The 19,033-nt window shown below is 66.5% G+C and carries 16 protein-coding genes; 10 read left to right on the forward strand and 6 right to left on the reverse strand.

Annotation, left to right across the window (positions count from 1 at the left end):
- Positions 1-59: 59 nt before the first annotated feature.
- Together rpsI and rplM are read right to left on the reverse strand one after the other, a co-directional pair.
- Positions 60-452: a 30S ribosomal protein S9 gene (gene rpsI / locus LZ005_RS13945; RefSeq protein ID WP_237808680.1), complete on the reverse strand. Its 393-nt coding sequence runs from the start codon at positions 450-452 to the stop codon at positions 60-62.
- 9 nt (positions 453-461) lie between these two features.
- Entirely contained in the window at positions 462-890 is a 429-nt protein-coding gene (rplM, locus tag LZ005_RS13950) for a 50S ribosomal protein L13 (RefSeq protein ID WP_237808681.1), read from the reverse strand.
- A gap of 214 nt (positions 891-1,104) precedes the next feature.
- On the opposite strand from rplM, the gene LZ005_RS13955 reads away from it, so the two are divergent.
- Genes LZ005_RS13955 through LZ005_RS13970 form a run of 4 tightly spaced genes read left to right on the forward strand, consistent with a single transcriptional unit; the run spans position 1,105 to position 4,917 of the window.
- Positions 1,105-2,538, forward strand: a complete 1,434-nt coding sequence (locus LZ005_RS13955) for an alpha/beta fold hydrolase (RefSeq protein ID WP_237808682.1) — start codon at positions 1,105-1,107, stop codon at positions 2,536-2,538.
- A gap of 11 nt (positions 2,539-2,549) precedes the next feature.
- The gene (locus LZ005_RS13960; protein WP_237808683.1) at positions 2,550-3,284 is read left to right on the forward strand and encodes an ATP-binding cassette domain-containing protein; all 735 of its coding nucleotides are present in this window, start codon (positions 2,550-2,552) and stop codon (positions 3,282-3,284) included.
- On the forward strand, positions 3,281-4,465 hold the full coding sequence (locus LZ005_RS13965) for an ABC transporter permease (protein ID WP_237808684.1): 1,185 nt from the start codon (positions 3,281-3,283) through the stop codon (positions 4,463-4,465). Before LZ005_RS13960 ends, LZ005_RS13965 begins: the two co-directional genes overlap by 4 nt.
- 29 nt (positions 4,466-4,494) lie before the next feature.
- Complete coding sequence (locus LZ005_RS13970) at positions 4,495-4,917, forward strand: OsmC family protein (RefSeq protein WP_237808685.1); 423 nt, start codon at positions 4,495-4,497, stop codon at positions 4,915-4,917.
- An 87-nt stretch (positions 4,918-5,004) separates the two neighbouring features.
- Here the strand turns inward: LZ005_RS13970 and LZ005_RS13975 are convergent, their stop codons facing one another.
- The 3 genes from LZ005_RS13975 to LZ005_RS13985 are packed head-to-tail and all read right to left on the reverse strand — an operon-like array spanning position 5,005 to position 7,730.
- Complete coding sequence (locus LZ005_RS13975) at positions 5,005-6,588, reverse strand: amidohydrolase family protein (protein ID WP_237808686.1); 1,584 nt, start codon at positions 6,586-6,588, stop codon at positions 5,005-5,007.
- 18 nt (positions 6,589-6,606) lie between these two features.
- A complete protein-coding gene (gene coq7 / locus LZ005_RS13980) occupies positions 6,607-7,251 on the reverse strand; it encodes a 2-polyprenyl-3-methyl-6-methoxy-1,4-benzoquinone monooxygenase (protein ID WP_237808687.1) in 645 nt (214 codons plus the stop codon).
- A gap of 56 nt (positions 7,252-7,307) precedes the next feature.
- The gene (locus LZ005_RS13985; protein ID WP_307727806.1) at positions 7,308-7,730 is read right to left on the reverse strand and encodes a hypothetical protein; all 423 of its coding nucleotides are present in this window, start codon (positions 7,728-7,730) and stop codon (positions 7,308-7,310) included.
- 44 nt (positions 7,731-7,774) lie between these two features.
- Between LZ005_RS13985 and LZ005_RS13990 the strand changes: the two genes are divergently transcribed.
- From LZ005_RS13990 to LZ005_RS14015, 6 genes are all read left to right on the forward strand, one after another.
- Positions 7,775-8,602 (forward strand): transporter substrate-binding domain-containing protein, encoded by an 828-nt coding sequence (locus LZ005_RS13990; RefSeq protein ID WP_237808688.1) that lies wholly within the window; start codon positions 7,775-7,777, stop codon positions 8,600-8,602.
- A gap of 135 nt (positions 8,603-8,737) precedes the next feature.
- Positions 8,738-9,640, forward strand: coding sequence for an ABC transporter ATP-binding protein (locus LZ005_RS13995; RefSeq protein ID WP_237808689.1), 903 nt, complete (start codon positions 8,738-8,740; stop codon positions 9,638-9,640).
- On the forward strand, positions 9,640-13,212 hold the full coding sequence (locus tag LZ005_RS14000; protein WP_237808690.1) for a M1 family aminopeptidase: 3,573 nt from the start codon (positions 9,640-9,642) through the stop codon (positions 13,210-13,212). The genes LZ005_RS13995 and LZ005_RS14000 overlap by 1 nt, the downstream gene beginning before the upstream one ends.
- A gap of 84 nt (positions 13,213-13,296) precedes the next feature.
- The gene (locus tag LZ005_RS14005) at positions 13,297-14,265 is read left to right on the forward strand and encodes a methyl-accepting chemotaxis protein (RefSeq protein ID WP_237808691.1); all 969 of its coding nucleotides are present in this window, start codon (positions 13,297-13,299) and stop codon (positions 14,263-14,265) included.
- Positions 14,266-14,268: 3 nt separating this feature from the next.
- Complete coding sequence (locus LZ005_RS14010; RefSeq protein WP_237808692.1) at positions 14,269-15,672, forward strand: chemotaxis protein CheW; 1,404 nt, start codon at positions 14,269-14,271, stop codon at positions 15,670-15,672.
- 7 nt (positions 15,673-15,679) lie between these two features.
- On the forward strand, positions 15,680-16,306 hold the full coding sequence (locus tag LZ005_RS14015) for a hypothetical protein (protein WP_237808693.1): 627 nt from the start codon (positions 15,680-15,682) through the stop codon (positions 16,304-16,306).
- A 127-nt stretch (positions 16,307-16,433) separates the two neighbouring features.
- Here LZ005_RS14015 and LZ005_RS14020 read toward each other — a convergent pair whose 3' ends face one another.
- A complete protein-coding gene (locus LZ005_RS14020; protein ID WP_237808694.1) occupies positions 16,434-19,025 on the reverse strand; it encodes a DNA topoisomerase III in 2,592 nt (863 codons plus the stop codon).
- Positions 19,026-19,033: the final 8 nt, after the last annotated feature.

Raw genomic sequence — 19,033 nt, forward strand, 5'->3', positions numbered from 1 at the left:
CGCTCCCAAAGACAAAAAAGCCGCCCGCAGGCGGCTTTTCCTGGCAGAACCAGAAACGATTAACGCTTCGAGAACTGCTTGGCGCGGCGTGCTTTGCGCAGACCGACCTTTTTACGCTCGACTTCACGGGCGTCGCGGGTAACGAAGCCAGCGCGGGCCAGATCGCCCTTCAGGCCCGAATCATAGTCGATCAGGGCGCGGGTGATGCCGTGGCGCACAGCACCGGCCTGGCCCGACTCACCACCACCGTGGACGTTGACTTTGATGTCGAACTTTTCGGTGTTGCCGGTCAGTTCCAGCGGCTGACGGATGACCATCAGGCCGGTTTCGCGCGAGAAGTACTCGTTGGCGGGTTTGCCGTTCACGATGATCAGGCCGGTGCCGGCCTTGATGAACACGCGAGCAACGGCGCTTTTGCGACGGCCAGTGCCGTAGTTGTAATTACCAATCATGACGGCTCCTTAGATCTCGAGGGCTTTCGGCTGCTGGGCGGTGTGCGGGTGCGAACCTTCAGCGTACACTTTCAGCTTCTTGATCATGGCGTAGCCCAGCGGGCCTTTCGGCAGCATGCCTTTGACGGCTTTTTCCAGGGCGCGGCCCGGGAAACGCTGTTGCATTTTCAGGAAGTTGGTTTCGTAGATACCGCCCGGGTAGCCCGAGTGACGGTAGTACTTCTTGTCGTTGGCTTTGGTGCCGGTCACGCGCAGTTTGCCAGCGTTGACGACGACGATGTAGTCACCCGTATCGACGTGCGGGGTGAATTCGGGCTTATGCTTGCCGCGCAGACGGCGTGCCACTTCGCTGGCGACACGGCCGAGGACTTTGTCCGTCGCGTCAATCACAAACCATTCGCGCTGGACTTCATGGCCCTTAGCGGAAAAAGTTTTCATGATTGCATCCTAATCAAAATAAGCGCTCAATGCGTGGAGGTTCCGCTGGAACAACAGCGGACGCTGCCTTGTTATCTCTTTCCTGAGCGTACGGAAAGCCCACAAGTATAGCGCGCTTCGGCTGGCATGGTCAAGCCTGCCTGTGGGCTGTGGTGATTGACCTTTACACATTGTCAATCTACTATGGCCGGGCTTTTGATTCAGGAGACTATTCGTGACACCTGCGCGCTTCCTGCTATTGGCCGCCTTCTGGCTGGCCGCCCCCCTGGCCCAGGCCGGCCCGGCCGCCCAACTGGGCAAGGCCTGCCACCTGCCCGGGACCGAAGACACGCTGCGCTGCCTGCAAGTGGCCGTGCCGCGCGACTATACCGGCGCGGCCGCCGGCCAGCTTCAGCTGCACATCACCATCGCCCCGGCCTACCGCGAGGCCAGCCGTCCCGATCCGCTGTTCGTGCTGGCCGGCGGCCCCGGCCAGGCCGGCAGCGACATCGTCAGCGTGATCAACAGCGCCTTTCGCGCCGTGCGCGCCACGCGCGACATCATCCTGATCGACCAGCGCGGCACCGGCCTGTCCGGCAAGCTCGACTGTCCGAACCTGCCCGACGAGGACCGCCTGAGCGAAGGCGCGGCCGAAGCCCAGCTCATGCAGTGCGTGAAAAGCACGACCCAGTCGCTGGCGCCCTACACGACAGCGAATGCGGCGCGCGACATCGAGCAGGTGCGCAAGGCCCTCGGCTACGGCCCCATCAATCTGTGGGGCGGCTCGTACGGCACCCGCCTGGCCCAGGCCTATGCGCGCGCCTTCCCCAGCGCCGTGCGCAGCCTGGTGCTGGACGGCGTGGCCCCGCCCGAGCAGGTGATTCCGGCCGGCGGCCACGACGCCCAGGCCGCGCTCGACAAACTGTTCGCCCAATGCGCGGCCGACAAGGAATGCGCGCGCGCCTTCCCCAATCTGAAGAGTGAATTCAGCGCCCTGCTCGAGCGCGCGGCCAGCGGCAAGCTGCAGGTCAGCCTGAACGATCCGCGCACGGCCGCGCCGCTGAGCCTGAACATCAGCACGCGCCGCCTGATCGGCACCGTGCAGAACGTGCTGTACGCGCCGCTCGACGCGCGCCGCCTGCCCTTCCTGATCCACAGCGCCTACCAGGGCAACTGGGCGCCCTTCGTGGCGCGCTCGAATGCCGCCTACGACTTCTCGACCGAGGGCGGGATGGCCGGCCTGCTGCACTTCGCCATCGTCTGCAGCGAAGACCTGCCGCGCCTGAGCCCGGCCCTGCTGGCCGAGGACAGCGCCGGCTCCTTCTACACGGCCGAGGCGATCACGCGCCTGCGCCCCTACTGCGCCGAGCTCAAGCTGCCGCCGCCGGCCACCCTGGCCAGCGACCCGATCGCGGCGCCGGTGCTGATGTTCTCGGGCGGGCTCGACCCGGTGACGCCGCCGCGCCGCGCCGAAGCGGCCGGCCGCCACATGCAGAAGGTCCAGCACCTGATCGTCGAGAACGCCGGGCATGGCGTGTCCAACCTCGGCTGCGCGCCGCGCCTGATCCGCGAATTTCTCGACAGCCCCGGCCTGATCAAGGACCCGAGCTGCCTGAACAAGATCGCCGCCCAGCCCTTCCAGACCGGCAGCGCCGGCCCCAAACCCTGAGCGAGGCCCGCATGATTGAAGTCAAGGACGTCCGCAAACAATTCGGCTCCGTGCAGGCCCTGGCCGGCGTGAGCTTCCGCGCTGAGGACGGGCGCATCACCGCCCTGCTCGGCCCGAACGGCGCCGGCAAGACCACCCTGCTGCGCATCCTCACCGGCGTGCTGCAGCGCGACCACGGCACGGTCTCGATCAATGGCATCGACCCGCGCCAGGATCCGCTGGCCGTGCGCCGCGACATCGGCTTTCTGACCGACCAGTTCGGCCTCTACGAGCGCCTGTCGACGCGCGAATACCTCGTCTATTTCGGCGAGCTGCACGGCATGAGCCGGGCCGCCATCGCCCGCCGCATCGACGAAGTGGTGCCGCTGCTGGCCATGGAAGACATCATCGAGCGCCGCTCGAAAGGCTTTTCCCAGGGCCAGCGCATCAAGGTCGCGCTGGCGCGCACCCTGCTGCACCGCCCGCGCCACCTGCTGCTCGACGAACCGAGTCGCGGCCTGGACGTGATGAGCACGCGCGCCCTGCGCCGCGCCCTGCAGACGCTGCGCGAGGACGGCTGCTGCGTGATCATGGCCACCCACGTGATGCAGGAAGTGACCGCCCTGTGTGAGGACGTGATCGTCATTGCCCAGGGGCGCAGCGTGGCCCAGGGCTCGCCCGCCCAGCTGTGCGAACAGACCGGCATCGCCAATCTGGAAGACGCCTTCGTCAGCCTGGTCGGCACCGAAGAAGGGATCGCCGCATGAAACCGAAATTCCTGATCGTCTACCTCAAGGAAATCAAAGAGGCCCTGCGCGACCGCCGCACCCTGACCATGCTGGCCATGTTCGTGCTCATGTATCCGATGCTGGTCGGCTTCCTGCTGCAAAAGCAGATCAGTGAAACGCTCAAGCCGAAGAACGAGGGCATCAGCCTGACGGTGATCCACGGCCAGCAGGCGCCCACGCTGATGGGCCTGCTGGCCCAAAGGAATATGAACGTCAAGGACAGCGGCCCGCTCGACGACGCCGCGATCAGCGAGCTGCTGAGCCGGCGCGAGACCGTGGCCGTGCTCAAGCTGCATGAGAAATATGGCGAGCAGTACGCCAGCATGCGTCCGGCCCAGCTCGAGCTCTGGTACGACTCGGCCTCGGACAACAACGGCAAGCGCCAGAAAGTCGAGGACGTGCTGCGCGAATACAGCAACACCGTGGCCGGGGCGCGCCTGCTGGCCCATGGCGTCTCGCCCGTGATCCTGCAGCCGGTGCGCGTGCAGCGCTACGACACGGCGACCAATGCCTCGCGCTCGGCGACGATGTTCAAGAGCCTGCTGGCGATGTTCCTGCTGCCGGCCTTCATCTTCTGCATCAGCACGGCGATCGACGCCACCGCCGGCGAGCGCGAGCGCCGTTCGCTCGAAGTGCTGATCGCCCAGCCGACCGGGCCGGGCGCCATCATCGGCGGCAAATGGCTGGCCGCGGCCTCGCTGTCGGTGATCGGCCTGGCGCTCGAACTGGGTCTGGCCCACGTGGTGCTGAAGACCCTGGCGCTGGAGGAGCTCGGCATGTCCTGGCGCGTGTCCGAGCTGACCATGGCCGGCGCGATCCTGGTCTGCATCCCGCTGTGCCTGATGGCCGCCTCCCTGCAGATCGTGATGGCGATGAATGCCAAGACCTTCAAGGAGGCCCAGACCACGGTCAGCCTGGTGACCCTGGTGCCCTTCCTGCCCCTGTTCGTGGTGCCGATGCTGAACCTGCCGCCGGGCCTGTGGCAATACGCGGTGCCGGTGATGGCCAACCAGTCGCTGCTGACCGAGCTGGCCAAGGGCAGCGAGGTCGGCCTGCTGCCGGTCGTGCTGACGGCCGGCGTGCCGCTGCTGCTGAGCCTGCTCTGCTATGGTCTGGCCGTGTGGCGCCTGCGCAGCGAGAAATACGTTTTGTCGGTATGATTTTGCTTCCCACGCAATAAGGAAACACCATGGAAGTCAAAGTCAGCTGGAACGGCCCGAGCGGCATGAGTTTCCGGGCCCAGACCGGGTCCGGCCATATGGTCAGCATGGATGGGGCGCCCGAGGGCGGCGGCCACAATCTGGCGCCGCGCCCGATGGAGATGGTGCTGCTCGGCACCGGCGGCTGTACGGCCTACGACGTGGTGCTGATTCTCAAGCGCGGGCGCGAGGATGTGCGCGGCTGCGAGGTCACGCTCAAGGCCGAGCGTGCCGAGAGCGATCCCAAGGTCTTCACCCAGATCCACTTCCACTTCATCGTCACGGGCAAGGACCTGAAGCCGGCCGCAGTCGAGCGCGCGGTCGCGCTCTCGCACGACAAATACTGCAGCGCCTCGATCATGCTGGCCAAGACCGCCACGATCACCCACTCGTTCGAGATCGTCGACGCCTGAATTTCCACCCAAACAAATCGGGGTCAGACCCCATTTATCCGGCTGGATAAATGGGGTCTGACCCCGATTTTTCTGGTGGGTACTGGCTTACTCGCCGGGCTGGGGCAGCACCGTGATGCCGGCGCGCGCTTTTTCGGCCGCCACGATCTTGCGCACATCGGCACGCAGCTTGGCCGCGTCGTAGATGATGCCGTCCTTGATCGTGTAGTCGACCCCGCCCACGCGGTGCGGCTTGCCATCGGCCCCCATGCGGATGTGGCCGGTGCCGTACAGGACCTTGAAGTTGGCCAGCGGGTTCTCTTTGGTGACCAGCAGATCGGCCAGCTTGCCCGGCTGCAGGGTGCCGATGTCGGCCTCCGCCCCCAGCAGCTGGGCGCCGTTCAGGGTCGCGCTGCGCACCACTTCGAGCGGATGGAAACCGGCCTCGCGCAGCAGCTCGAGCTCCTGGATCGTGCCGAATCCATAGGTCTGGTAGATGTAGCCGGAGTCGGAACCGACCGTCACGCGCCCGCCGTGGTTCTTGTAATCGTTCACGAAGGCCATCCACAGCTTGTAGTTCTCGCGCCAGGCCACCTCGTCCTCGGTGCCCCAGTCGTAGAAGAAACTGCCGTGGTTGTTGCGGTTCGGCTCGAAGAAGCGCCACAGCGAAGGCAGGGTGTAGGCCTCGTGCCAGTCGGCGCGGCGCGCGCGCATCAGGTCGCGCCCGGCCAGATAGATCGTGAAGGTCGGGTCGATCGTGAAGTCCAGCTTGATCAGCTCGTCACGCACGGCATTCCATTTCGGCGTGCCCGGCAGCGCGGCCTGCTTCCACAGGCGGCCGGCCTGGCCGAAGCGGTCGGCTTCGTTCTGGTAGTTGTAGTCGGCCGGGTACTGCTGCACGGTCTGGCCGTCGAACAGGGCCTCGGGCAGGCCGTACCAGTGCTCCATCGAGGACAGGCCCCAGCGCGCCGTGGTCAGCACATTCACATTCACGACGTCGAGCTGGGCGTGGTGGCAGGCGCTGCGCATGCCCTGCTTCTTCACTTCGTCGAGCGCGGCCGACAGGATCTCGGGCCGGTAGCCGAAGCACTTGATGCCGACCGCGCCCTGGGCCTTCATCGCGCGCACCCACTCGCGCGCCTGCTCGGGCTGGGTGAACGGCTCTTTGCGGCCCATGCCGAAGAACACATACGGATAGATGCGCGGGGCCGTGATCGCATTCGCGGCGCTGCGCTTGCTCTCGCTGGCGCAGAAGGCGATGCCATTGCCGCAGCCGGGGTCGCGCACGGTAGTGATGCCGTGGCCGAGCCACAGCTTGTAGACGTATTCGGCCGGCGTGCCCTGCTCCTCGCCGCCGATGTGGCCGTGCACGTCGACAATGCCGGGCATCACCGTGTAGCCGCTCAGGTCGATCTCGCGGCCGCCGGCCTTGAGCGCCGGCCGGGCGCTGGCCGGTACTGGGCTGCCCGGCACGCCAACGATGACCACATCCTTGATGCGGTTGCCTTCGATGACGACGTCGGCCGGACCGAAGGCCGGGGCCCCGGTGCCGCTGATGACGTTCACGCCGCGCAGGATCAGCTGGGCATACGGGCCCTCGCCTTCGGCCCGCGCCGGGGCCGGCGTGATGCTGGCCGCGCCAGCCTGGAACACACAGAGGGAGAGGAGCGTGGCAAGCAAGCGGCGCTTCATGGGCGGGCCTTTCGTGGTTTAGAGGTAGTAGGCGGTGCTGGTCATCACTTTGGCCATGGCCTGCATCAGGGCCTTGACCGGGGCGGGGGTGGCGCTGGCGCCCATATCCTGGGCCGTGTTCGCATGCACGACCTCGTCGTCGCGCATGACTTCGACGATCGCGCGCGACTTGGCGTCCTGGGCCGGCAACAGGTCGAGGTGGCTGTTCAGGTGGGCTTCGACCTGGCGCTCGGTCTCGACCACGAAGCCGAGGCTGGGCCCGTCGCCGAGCCTGGCCGCCACGCTGCCGATCGCATACGCGCCCGCATACCAGAGCGGATTGAGCAGGCTGGGGCGCGAACCGAGCTCCTTCAGGCGCTCGGCGGTCCAGGCCAGGTGGTCTTCTTCTTCCTTGCCGGCCTGGATGAACTGCTCGCGCAGCGCCGGGCTGCGCGCGAAGCGGGCCTGGGCGTTGTACAGGGCCTGGGCGCAGACTTCGCCGACATGGTTCACCCGCATCAGGCCGGCCGCATGGCGCTGCTCCTGTTCGCTGAGGGCGGCGTCGTCGACGTGCAGGGCCGGGGTCGGGCGCGCCGCATGGGCGACGCCGGCCATCACGCGCAGCACGCCGTCGGCGCGCGTGATCAGGGCATCGAGGGGAGTCGTGTGTCGGGCAGGCAGCATGATCAAACCGCTTTCATGTCTCAAATTCGCCCATTATAGGCGGGTACTGCCGGCGGTCAATGCTGCTTCTGGCGTTCGATCCATTCGGCCACGGGGCCGTCGACCTCGAGCTTGGAAATATTCTTGGCCACGCCCAGGTTCATCGCCATCAGGAAGGGGATCAGGTCGGGGCTGACCTCGGGGCAATGGGTCTTGAAGGCGTTCAGGAAACGCTCGGACTCGATCACCGGCAGCACCTTGGCCCCGCTCATCCATTGCAGGATCGAGGTGATCGAATGGCCCTTGCCCACGGTCTGGTAGATGAAACGGTTGAAGACCTTGTCGAGCGCCTTGAAGTCGATCGCTTGATCGGTCATCAAGCCTGCCAAATAGTAAAGACCGAGGGCGACGCGGAAGAAGCCCATGGCCTCTTCGCGGTCGCGCCCGAGGCGCATCACGGCCAACACGTTCTGCTTGATCTGCACATCCATGTCGGACATTATGGCGCAAGGGATCAGACCAACAAAATAAAAATTTCACGCTCATGAATCGACTGCGCCGCCTGCTATTGGCGGCTCTGGCGGCCGCGCCGGCCGCCGCTGCGGCCGTGCGCCGTGTCCATTATCCGGCCCAGGACCTCGACAACCGCGCCAACCGCTACCCCCTGCAGCTGCTGCGGGCGGCCCTGGCGCGCGCCGGCGCGCATTATCAGCTGGCGCCCGTGCAGCGCATGCAGCAGGGCCGCGCCCTGGCCGAGATCGGCAGCGCGCGCGGCCCCGATGTGATCTGGAGCGCCACCAGCCAGGCGCGCGAGCGCAGCCTGCTGCCGATCCGCATTCCGCTCTACAAGGGCCTGATCGGCTGGCGTCTGCTGCTGGTGCGCAAGGACGATCTCGCGCGCTTCGCCAGCCTGGCGCCGGCCCAGCTGCGCGGCCTGCGCTGCGCTTCCGGCCACGACTGGCCCGACACCGACATCCTGGAACAGGGCGGCCTCCAGGTGGCGCGCGTGCGCGGCACCGACAGTATCCTGCGCCTGCTCGAGGACGGGCATATCGACTTCTTCCCGCGCTCGGCCGTCGAAATCTGGGACGAGGCGGCCGCCCATCCGCGCCTGGCCGTGGCCCCGCGCCTGGCCATCCATTACCCGCTGGCCAGCTATTTCTTCGTCCACCGCGACGGCGAGCGCCTCGCCAGCGACCTGCGCACGGGCCTCGAAGCCCTGCTCCAGGATGGTAGCTTCGACAAGCTTTTCCAGGAGAACTTTGGCGAGCTGCTCAAGCAGGCGCGCCTGCAGGAACGCCAGATCCTGGAACTGAACAATCCGGACCTGCCGCCCCAGACCCCGCTGGCGCGGCGCGCGCTGTGGCTCTAGTCCCCATACATACAGCTGCGGCCTGCCCTGGCGTGGTGCATTCCAGGGCGCCGTTCCTGCGGCCCGTCGCAGGAACTGTCCGCGTTGGAACGACTTCGCCTACAATGCGAGCGTGAGAAATCCGGAGACTGATCCATGGAACTACGCATCCGTAACTTGTCCAAGACCTACGCCAATGGCGTGGTGGCCCTGGACAAAGTCACGCTGACCATCCCGACCGGGATGTTCGGTTTGCTCGGCCCGAACGGCGCCGGCAAATCGACGCTGATGCGTACCCTGGCCACCTTGCAGGAATGCGATGCCGGCTCGGTCTTCCTCGGCGATATCGATGTGCTCGACGAAAAAGACGCGGTGCGCCGCATGCTCGGCTACCTGCCCCAGGACTTCGGCGTCTACCCGAAGGTGACGGCCTATGAAATGCTCGAGCACTTCGCCGTGCTCAAGGGCCTGTCGCACCGGGCGCGCCGGCGCGAAGTGGTGGACGGCCTGCTGCAGCAGACCAATCTGTGGGAAGTGCGCCACCAGCGCCTCGGCGGTTTTTCGGGCGGCATGCGCCAGCGCTTCGGCATCGCCCAGGCCCTGCTCGGCGACCCCAAGCTGATCATCGTCGACGAACCGACGGCCGGCCTCGACCCGCAGGAACGCGTGCGCTTTCATAATCTGCTGTCCGACATCAGCGAGGACAAGACCGTCATCCTGTCGACCCACATCGTGTCCGACGTGGCCGATCTGTGCGCCCAGATGGCGATCATCAACAAGGGCCATGTGCTGTTGTGCGGTAAGCCGCAGGAACTGATTTACGACATCGAAGAAAGCATCTGGGAGCGCTTCGTCACCAAGGCCGAGCTGCCCGACTTCCAGCGCCGCCATGCCGTGATCTCGACCCGCCTGCTGGCCGGGCGCACCCTGATCCGCGCCTACTCCGAGCAGGACCCGGGCGACGGCTTCTGCCCGGCCAAGGCCGATCTCGAGGACGTCTACTTCGCCACCATCGCCGGCCGCTACACGGCAGAAACCGACTGTCAGGAAGCGCGCTGATGCTGGCCATCGCCCTGTTCGAATGCCGGCAGCGCCTGAAGCTGCTGTCCACCTGGGTCTACTTCGCGATGTTCCTCGCGCTGGCCCTGCTGTGGATGGCCACGGCCGGCGGCGTGTTCAAGGGCGCCTATGTGTCGTTCGGCTCGAAAGTCTGGATCAATGCGCCGCGCTCGGTGGCGATCACCACCGCCTTCCTCGGCAGCCTCGGGGTGATCATCACGGCCGCCATGGTCGGCCGCTCGGTGCAGCAGGACTTCGAGTACGAGATGCACCATTTCTTCTTCACCAGTCCGGTACGCAAATACCAGTACTGGTTCGGCCGCCTGTGCGGGGCCTGGGCCGCGCTGGCCGTGGTGTTCGCCTCGATCGTGCTCGGCGCCTGGCTCGGCCAGTACCTGCCCGGCGTCGATCCCGAGCGGCTCGGGCCCGTGCACTGGCAGGCCTATGTGCAGCCGTACCTGTTCACGATCCTGCCGAACCTGTTCATCTTCGGCTCGGTGTTCTTCGTGCTGGCCGCGCTGACGCGCCGCATGCTGCCCGTGTATGTGGCCAGCGTGGTCATGCTGATCGGCTATATCGTGGCCCCGGGCCTCGCGCGCGACCTCGACTACAAGACCCTGGCCGCCCTGATCGACCCCTTCGGCACCACCACCCTGATCCGCGTGACCGAGTACTGGTCTGTGGCCGAACGCAATACCCGCTTCGTCGAGCTCGACGGCCTGTACCTGGTCAACCGCCTGCTGTGGGGCGGGGTGGCGGCCGTGGCCCTGATGCTCGGCTACTGGCGCTTCCATTTCTTCGGCAGCGCCGACAGCGCCAAGGCCCCGCACGTCGACACCGACGCCCCCGTGCACCTGTCGCAGACGGCGGTCGATACACGCGCCACGCCCGACTTCGCCCAGCGCAGCCTGGCCCTGCTGCTGCTGCAGTCGAGCTGGCTGAACCTGCGCGAGGCGGTCAAGAACATCTACTTCTTCGTGATCCTGCTGGCCGGCGTGCTGGCCCTGGTGGCCGGCTCGCTCGACATGGGCGCCCTGTACGGCACCAGCACCTATCCGCTGACCTACCAGGTGCTCGAGCTGATGAGCGAGACCTATTCGCTGTTCCTGCTGGTGGTGACCACCTTCTATGCGGGCGAACTGGTGTGGCGCGAGCGCGAGGCGCGCGTGGCCCAGATCCTCGACGCCCTGCCGGTGCCGAGCTGGCTGCCGCTGCTGTCCAAGCTGTTCGCCCTGGTCGGCCTGCAGGCCCTGATGCTGGCGGTCGGCATGCTGACCGGGATCCTGATCCAGCTCGTACGTGGCTACACCCATCTGGAGCTGGGCCTGTACGTGCAGACCCTGTTCAGCGGCGTGCTGCCCGCCTATGTGCTGCTGGCCGTGCTGGCGATCGCGGTCCAGGTGCTGCTCAATCACAAGTACCTAGCCTACTTCGTGATGATCCTGTACTACCTGGCCATCCTCAGCTTCCCGGTACTCGGCCTCGACCATCCGATGCTGCTGTACGGGGTGTCGCCGCGGGTCGTGTATTCGGATATGAACGGCTGGGGCCACTATCTGGCGACCGAGCGCTGGTTCAGCGCCTACTGGGGCGGCGTGGCCGTGATCCTGATGACGGCCGCCCTCGTATTCTGGCAGCGCGGCAATAACGACGCGCTGAAGACGCGCCTGCAGCTGGCCCGGCGCAGCCTGTCGCGCGCCGTCCTGATGAGCTTTGGGATCGGCCTGGCGATCGCCCTCGGCGCCGGCGGCGTGCTGTATTACACGCTGCACGTGGCCAACCACTACCAGACCCAGTTCCAGCAGGACGCCCTGCGCGCCAGCTACGAGCGCCTGTACAAGCAGTACGAAACCCAGCCGCAGCCGCGCATCACCGACGTGCGCCTGGACGTCGACCTGATGCCGGAGACGCGCAGCGCCAGCGTGCGCGGCCACTACACCCTGGTCAACAAGACGGCCAGCCCGGTCAGCGAAATCTTCCTGCAGGAAGACCCGCGCGCCGACATCCGCAGCCTGCGCTTCTCGCAGCGCGTCTACCCGGCCCTGGCCGACAAGACGCGCGGCTTCTACAGCTTCCGCCTGAGCACGCCGCTGGCCCCGGGCGCGCGCCTGACCCTGGACTTCGCCATCGACATGCAGGCCAAGGGCCTGTTCGGCGCCGGCGTCGAGATGCCGGTGGTGGCCAATGGCACCTTCTTCAATACGGCGCTGATGCCGCACATCGGCTACCAGTCGATGGCCGAGCTGGTCGACGACCGCGACCGCAAGCACCACGGCCTCGCGCCCAAGGAGCGCATGCTGCCGCGCGACGACCCGAAAGGCCTGGCCAACAACTACATCAGCAACGACGCCGACTGGATCAATTTCGAGGCGACCGTCAGCACCGCGCCCGACCAGATCGCCGTCGCCCCGGGCACCCTGGTCAACGAGTGGGTGGCCAAGGAGCGCCGCTATTTCCACTACAAGATGGACAAGCCGATCCTCAACTTCTATGCGTTCCAGTCGGCCCGCTACGAGGTCAAGCACGACCGCTGGCAGGACGTGTCGATCGAGATCTACTACCACAAGGGCCACGAGTACAACATCGAGCGCATGCTGCGCGGGGTGAAGGCTTCGCTCGACTACTACGCGAGCCAGTTCAGCCCCTACCAGCACAAGGTGCTGCGCATCGTCGAGTTCCCGCGTTACGCGCGCTATGCCCAGTCCTACCCGAACACGATTCCCTACTCCGAGGGCCTGGGCTTCATCGCCAAGGTCGACGACAGGAATCCGAAGGACATCGACTATCCGTTCTACGTGACGGCGCATGAAGTGGCGCACCAGTGGTGGGCCCATCAGCTGGTGGGCGGCAATACGCGCGGCTCGACCGTGCTGTCCGAAACCCTGGCCGAATACTCGGCCCTGATGGTGATGAAGCGCACCTATGGGCCGGACAAGATGCGCCGCTTCCTGCGCTACGACCTCGACCTCTACCTGCGCGGGCGCGCCCTGGAGAACAAGAAGGAACTGCCGCTGGCCCAGAACGAGAACCAGGACTACATCCACTACCGCAAGGGCAGCCTGGCCCTGTACCAGCTGCAGGACATCCTCGGCGAAGACGTGGTCAATGGCGTGCTGCACCAGATCCTGGCGCGCTACGCCTTCCAGAGCGCGCCCTACCCGAACGTGGCGGTGCTGGTCGACGGCCTGCGCGCGGCCGTCAAGCCCGAGCAGGCCTATCTGATCGACGACCTGTTCGAGAGCATCATCCTGTACGACAACCGCGCGATCTCGGCCGTGGCCCACAAGCTGGCCGACGGCAAGTACGAGGTCAAGCTGACGGCCAGCGCCAACAAGATGCGCGCCGACGAGCTGGGCGCCGAGAAGGACATGCCGCTCAAGGACATCATCGAGTTCGGCGTCGACGACAAGGACGGCAATGCGCTGGCGCGCGTCAAGCGCGTGGTCACCAGCCGCAGCCTGAGCGAGACCCTGGTCGTCAATGGGCGCCCGGCGCGCGCCGGGATCGACCCCGACAACAAGCTGATCGACCGCAAGCCGAACGACAATCTGGTGGACGTCGAAGTGCGCTAAGTTTTCCGGCCCGGCCGCGTCGCGAGGGTGCCAATGTGGTTACAATGTGTGATATTTTTCCTTTGACCGAGGCTCTCAATCGCCATGTCGCACGCCGCTTCCACCACCAGTGATGACGCCGCCCTGATCCAGGCCCTGCAGCGCACCCAGGCCATCATCGAGTTCGATCTGGCCGGCAATGTGTTAACTGCCAATGCCAACTTCCTGCGCACCATGGGCTATACGCTCGAGGAGGTGCGCGGCAAGCACCATGCGATGTTCTGCGAGGCCGATCTGGTCACCTCGACCGCCTACCGCCATTTCTGGGCCGACCTGGCCGAAGGCAAGTTCCACAGCGCCCGCTTCAAGCGCCTGGGCAAGCACGGTGCCGAGATCTGGCTGCAGGCCAGCTACAACCCGATCCTCGACGCCAACGGCAAGCCCTACAAGGTGGTCAAGTTCGCCACTGACATCAGCGCCCACGTCGCGCGCGAACGCAGGGTGGCCGAGCGCGTGCGCGCAATCAACCACGATCTCGAGGAAATGGCCACGGCCAGCGCCAGCATCGACCGCTTTGCCGAACGCGCGAGCGAACTCGGCAAGCAGACCCAGACTGAAGCGGCCGACGGCAAGCAGCTGCTGCTGGCGGCCCACGCCGCCACCGAGCAGATCCAGCGCTCGGCCAAGGACGTGCAGGCGATCATCGACACGATTTCCGACATCGCCGGCCAGACCCATCTGCTGGCCTTCAATGCCGCGATCGAGGCGGCGCGCGCCGGTGAACACGGGCTCGGCTTCTCGGTCGTGGCCGACGAGGTGCGCAAGCTGGCCGAGAAGTCGGCCCAGGCCGCGCGCGAAATCGGCAAGGTGATGGGCGAGACCGTGCAGAAGGTGAACGAAGGCGGCCTGCTGTCGCAGCAGGTCCAGCATGCGTTCGACCGCATCGGGCGCGCCGTCGACAGCACCGCCGCCGCCGTCGGCGACATCCACAGCGCCACCCAGGAGCAGGCCGCCGCCAATCAGGACGCGGCGCGCCAGCTGGCCGAACTCGACGCCAATATCGACCGCGTCTGAGCCATGGCCCTGCTCGACTACGCCCGCGTCGAACTCGGCGGCGTGCAATTCGCCCTGCCGGCCAGCCAGGTGCGGCGCGCCATGACGCGGCCGCAGGACATCAGCCCCCTGCCCCAGGCCCACCGCAGTGTGGACGGGGTGTTCCGCGGACGCGGCCAGGGCGAGCTGGTGCCCGTGGTCGACCTGCGCCGCTGGATGGACCCGCCGCTGCCGAGCACGAGCACGCCGCGCCGCGTGCTGCTGGTCAGCGACGGCGCCCACTGCGTCGGCCTGGCCGTCGATGCCATCCACGGCATCCTGCGCGTGGACGAGGCGGCCGTCACCCAGATCGTGCATGGCGGCGCGCGCGAACAGCTGTTCCACAGTGTGGCCACGCCGCCCGAGCCGGACGCCGCGCCGATCGGCCTGCTCGACACCGCCCAGCTGCTGGCCCTGGTGCCGGTGTGGGCGCCCGACAGCGGCCGGAGCGCGGCCACCACGAGCGCGCGCACGCGCGTGGACGAGGCCCCGTATGCGATCGTGCGCAGCGGCAGCCGCCTGCTGGCCATCGCCGCCACCGATGTCGGCCAGGTGCTGCCGATGCCCGAGCTGCCGGCCCTGTTCTGGTTCCAGAGCCACGTGCTCGGCATGGCGCGCTGGCGCCAGCGCGATCTGCCCGTGCTCGACCTGGCCCACCTCGACCCCGGCCTGGACGGCGTGGCCGGACGCGCCGGGCGCCTGCTGCTGGTGCTCGACCGCGCGCAGCAGGCGGCCGGCATCCCCATCGATGAAGTGATCGCCGTGCGCCGCCTGCGCGCCGACCGGCTGCAGGCGCGCGGCCCGCAGGACCCCGAACTGGCGGCCGGCGCCTTCCTGCTCGACAGCGGCGAGCATGTCCAGCTGCTCGAAAGCGCGGGCGTGCTCGGCGCCTGCCCGAGCAGCGCGCTGGCCGAAGCCAAGCCGCACACCGCGCGCGCCAGCGCCAGCGCCCACGTCGCCCACGTCGTGTTCCGCGCCGACGGCGACTGGGCCGCCCCGCTCGAGAAGCTCGAAGCGATCGCCCCGCTGCCGCCGCTGCTGCAGGAAAGCGAGGTCGCCTACGGCCAGATCGGCGCCAGCTGCGAATGGCGCGGCCAGACCCTGCCGCTGATCGATCTGCGCGGCCCCGCGCGCGGCGCCGGCCGCCTGATGGTGCTGCGCGGGACGGCCAAGCCGGTCGGCGTGGCGGTCGAAGAAGTGGTGGCCCTGCTGCCCGGCCACCTGATCGCCGCGCACAGCTTCAACTTCGCCGGCGGCGACCTCATCAAAATGCTGAGCGCGCGCCAGGATGGTGTGACGCGCAGCTACCGGCTGATGGAATTCGAGCGCCTGCTCGGCGTGGCCCAGCTGGCCTGGATGGGCGGCGGCTTCGGCGGCGGCATGTTCTGAGGCAGCGATGCGGCGCCGCCTGCTACTGCTCAGCCTGCTTAGCCTGCCCCAGCTGGTGAAGGCCCAGGCGCGCAGCGCGCCCGTGTTCCTGCTGTTCGGCGGGCCAGGCGCGCTGTACGCCTATCTGCTGCCCAGCTACCGCAACGGGCAGGCCCAGCAGCTGCTATGCCGCATCCACCTCGACGAAGCCAGCATCGACCAGGCCCTGCGTGCCCAACTGGCGGGCAGCGCCGCCGTCTGGACGCTGGAAGGGCAGGCTGTCCTGCCCGAGCGCCTGGCGCCCGGGGAACGCCTGAGCGCGCGCGTGCTGAGCGGCCATCCGGCGCGCGGCGGCAGTGTGCGCTGGCACAGCGCCACCGTGGTGATCGACGAGATTTTGCAGCAGCGCCCGTTGAGCGCGGCGGCCAGCCAGGACGCGCCGCTCAGCTACCAGCGCTACGGAAATTTTCTGATCAAAGAGATCGACAGCCGGCCCGACTTCATCCACGTGGTCCAGCTCGAGAAGCCAGCCGGCCTGAGCCGATTCAGCCTGGCGCGCCACGGCCTGCTGCAGCCAGACGTGCGCAGCCTCGAAGCCGCCAGCGGCGCCCGCATCCGCGCCACCCTCTACTTCGACAACACCGATCTCCAGTAACCAATCGGGGTCAGGTCCGGCAATCGGACATGTGCGAACTTTTCGTCGCGCGAGAGGTCGTGCGATCGCCGCGACAGCAGCTACGCGAATTAGTTCGCCGATGTCCGATTGCCGGACCTGACCCCGTTCATGATTTGGCTTTTTTGGCGGGGGCCTTCTTCGGCTTGGCGGCGGCTTTGGGGGCGCTGCCTTCGTCGGTGGCCGTGGCCGCTGCGGCGGCGGTCTTGCCTTTCGCCGGGGCCTTGGCTTTGCGCTCTTCAAACTCGAAACCGATCTTGCCGTCCTTGCCGCGCACCAGGAAGGCCTTGAACGGCCGGCGCGTGCGCTGCGAGATGAAACCCGGCAGCAGGTCGGTCTTGCCGGCGTTGAGCAGCTTGGCCATCTGCTCGGGCAGGATCTCTTGCTGCAGAATGATGCGGCTGGACCGGAAATCACAGGTCTTGGGCTTGGCCACCGTGTGCTCGCACACGTAGGCCAGACCCATCTCGTACACCTGACCGGCACACTTGGGACAGGGGCCGAGCGCAGTCTGCCCGCTGAAGTCGACGGCCTCGGCGTCCTCGTCGTCTTCCTTGCTCTGGCCGAAGTCGAACTCGAGCTTGTGGTTCTTGAGCTCTTCGTCGAACACGATGTTGAGAATCGCGGCGAAGGGACGCCCCATCTTCGAACGGAAACCCTGCAGCGGACCGATGGTCTTGTTCTTCAGCAGCTCTTCGACTTCCGCGATCTCGAACTGGCGCCCGCCAGGCACCTTGGTCATCGAGAATTCGCAGTTGCTGCAGGCGAAGCGGCGGTAGTTTTCCTTGACCACGCCGCCGCAGTGCGGACACGGGGTCTTCAGGGTCGCATAGTCGCCCGGGATGGTGTCGTTGTCGTATTCCTTGGCGCGCTTGACGATGATCTGGGTCATCTGCGCAATCTCGCGCATGAACTCTTCGCGCGAAATCTTGCCGCGCTCCATCTGCGCGAGCTTGTGCTCCCATTCGCCGGTCAGCTCGGGCGCCGTCAGTTCGTCGACGCCGAGGCCGCGCAGCAGGGTCATCAGCTGGAAGGCCTTGGCGGTCGGAATCAGCTCGCGCCCTTCGCGCAGCAGGTATTTCTCGGTCAGCAGACCTTCGATGATGGCCGCGCGCGTGGCCGGCGTGCCCAGGCCCTTGCCGGCCATGGCGTCGCGCAGCTCGTCGTCCTCGACCAGCTTGCCCGCGCCTTCCATCGCCGACAGCAGCGTCGCTTCGGTGTAGCGCGCGGGCGGCTTGGTCACCAGGCAATTGGCCGTCACCTTCTCGGTCTGCACTTTCTCGCCCTTGGCCACGGCCACCAGCGTGGCGCCGCCGCCTTCCTTGTCGTCCACGGCTTCCTTGCCGTAGATGGCCATCCAGCCGGCCTGGGTCATCACCTTGCCTTCGGACTTGAACTGGTGGCCTGACACCTCGGTGTAGCGGGTGGTCACCTGGAATTCAGCCGGCGGGAAGAACACGGCCATGAAGCGGCGCGTGACGAGGTCGTAGAGCTTCTGCTCGGGCTCGCTCAGATTCTTGGGCACCACGCCGGTCGGCACGATCGCGAAGTGGTCGCTGATCTTGGTGTTGTCGAAGATGCGTTTGTTCGGCTTGACCCAGCCCTTGTCGAGGATCTGCTTGGCGAACTGGTGGTAGTTGTGGTTCTCCTGCAGCACGCTGAGCACGTCCTTGACGGTGCCGATATAGTCTTCCGGCAGGGCGCGCGAATCGGTACGCGGATAGGTCAGCACCTTGTGCTTTTCGTACAGGGCCTGGGCCAGGCCGAGCGTGTTCTTGGCCGAGAAACCGAAGCGCGAGTTGGCCTCGCGCTGCAGGCTGGTCAGATCGAACAGGGCCGGCGACAGCGAACTGGTCGGCTTGGACTCCTCGCTCACGCTGCCCTGGCGGCCTTTGCAGGCCAGCACGATGGTCTCGGCCGCCGCCTTGCTCCACAGGCGCTCGGCGCGCTTCTCGGGATCGTTCTCGTCCTTCTTGAACTTGTCGTCGAACCAGCGCCCTTCGTAGATGCCATTCGCGCAGACGAATTCGGCCTTCACTTCCCAGAAGTCGCGCGCCACGAATTTTTTGATCTTCTCTTCGCGCTCGACCACGATCGACAGGGTCGGGGTCTGCACGCGCCCGACCGTGGTCAGGTAGAAGCCGCCCTCCTTCGAGTTGAAGGCGGTCATCGCGCGGGTGCCGTTAATGCCGATCAGCCAGTCGGCCTCGGACCGGCAGCGCGCCGCATCGGCCAGCGGCAGCATCTCGTCGTCGCTGCGCAGATGGGCGAAGCCTTCGCGGATCGCGTTCGGCGTCATCGACTGCAGCCACAGGCGCTTGACCGGCTGCTTGGCCTTGGCGTTCTGGGCGATCAGGCGGAAGATCAGCTCCCCTTCGCGGCCCGCGTCACATGCATTGATCAGCATGCCGACGTCCTTGCGCTTGATCAGCTTGTTCAGCACCTTGAGGCGCGACTCGGTCTTGGCGATCGGGTTGAGCGCGAAGTAAGGCGGAATCACCGGCAGATGGGTGAAGGTCCATTTGCCGCGCTTGACCTCGTATTCCTCGGGCACGGCGATCTCGAGCAGGTGGCCGACGGCCGAGGACAGCACGAACTCGTCCGACTCGAAATATTCGTCATGTTTGACAAAGCCGCCGAGCGCCTTGGCGATGTCATTCGCCACGGAGGGCTTTTCGGCAATGATGAGGGCTTTGGTCATAACGAATA

This window comes from Massilia sp. TS11 (genome assembly GCF_022012445.1).
GTDB lineage: Bacteria > Pseudomonadota > Gammaproteobacteria > Burkholderiales > Burkholderiaceae_D > Telluria.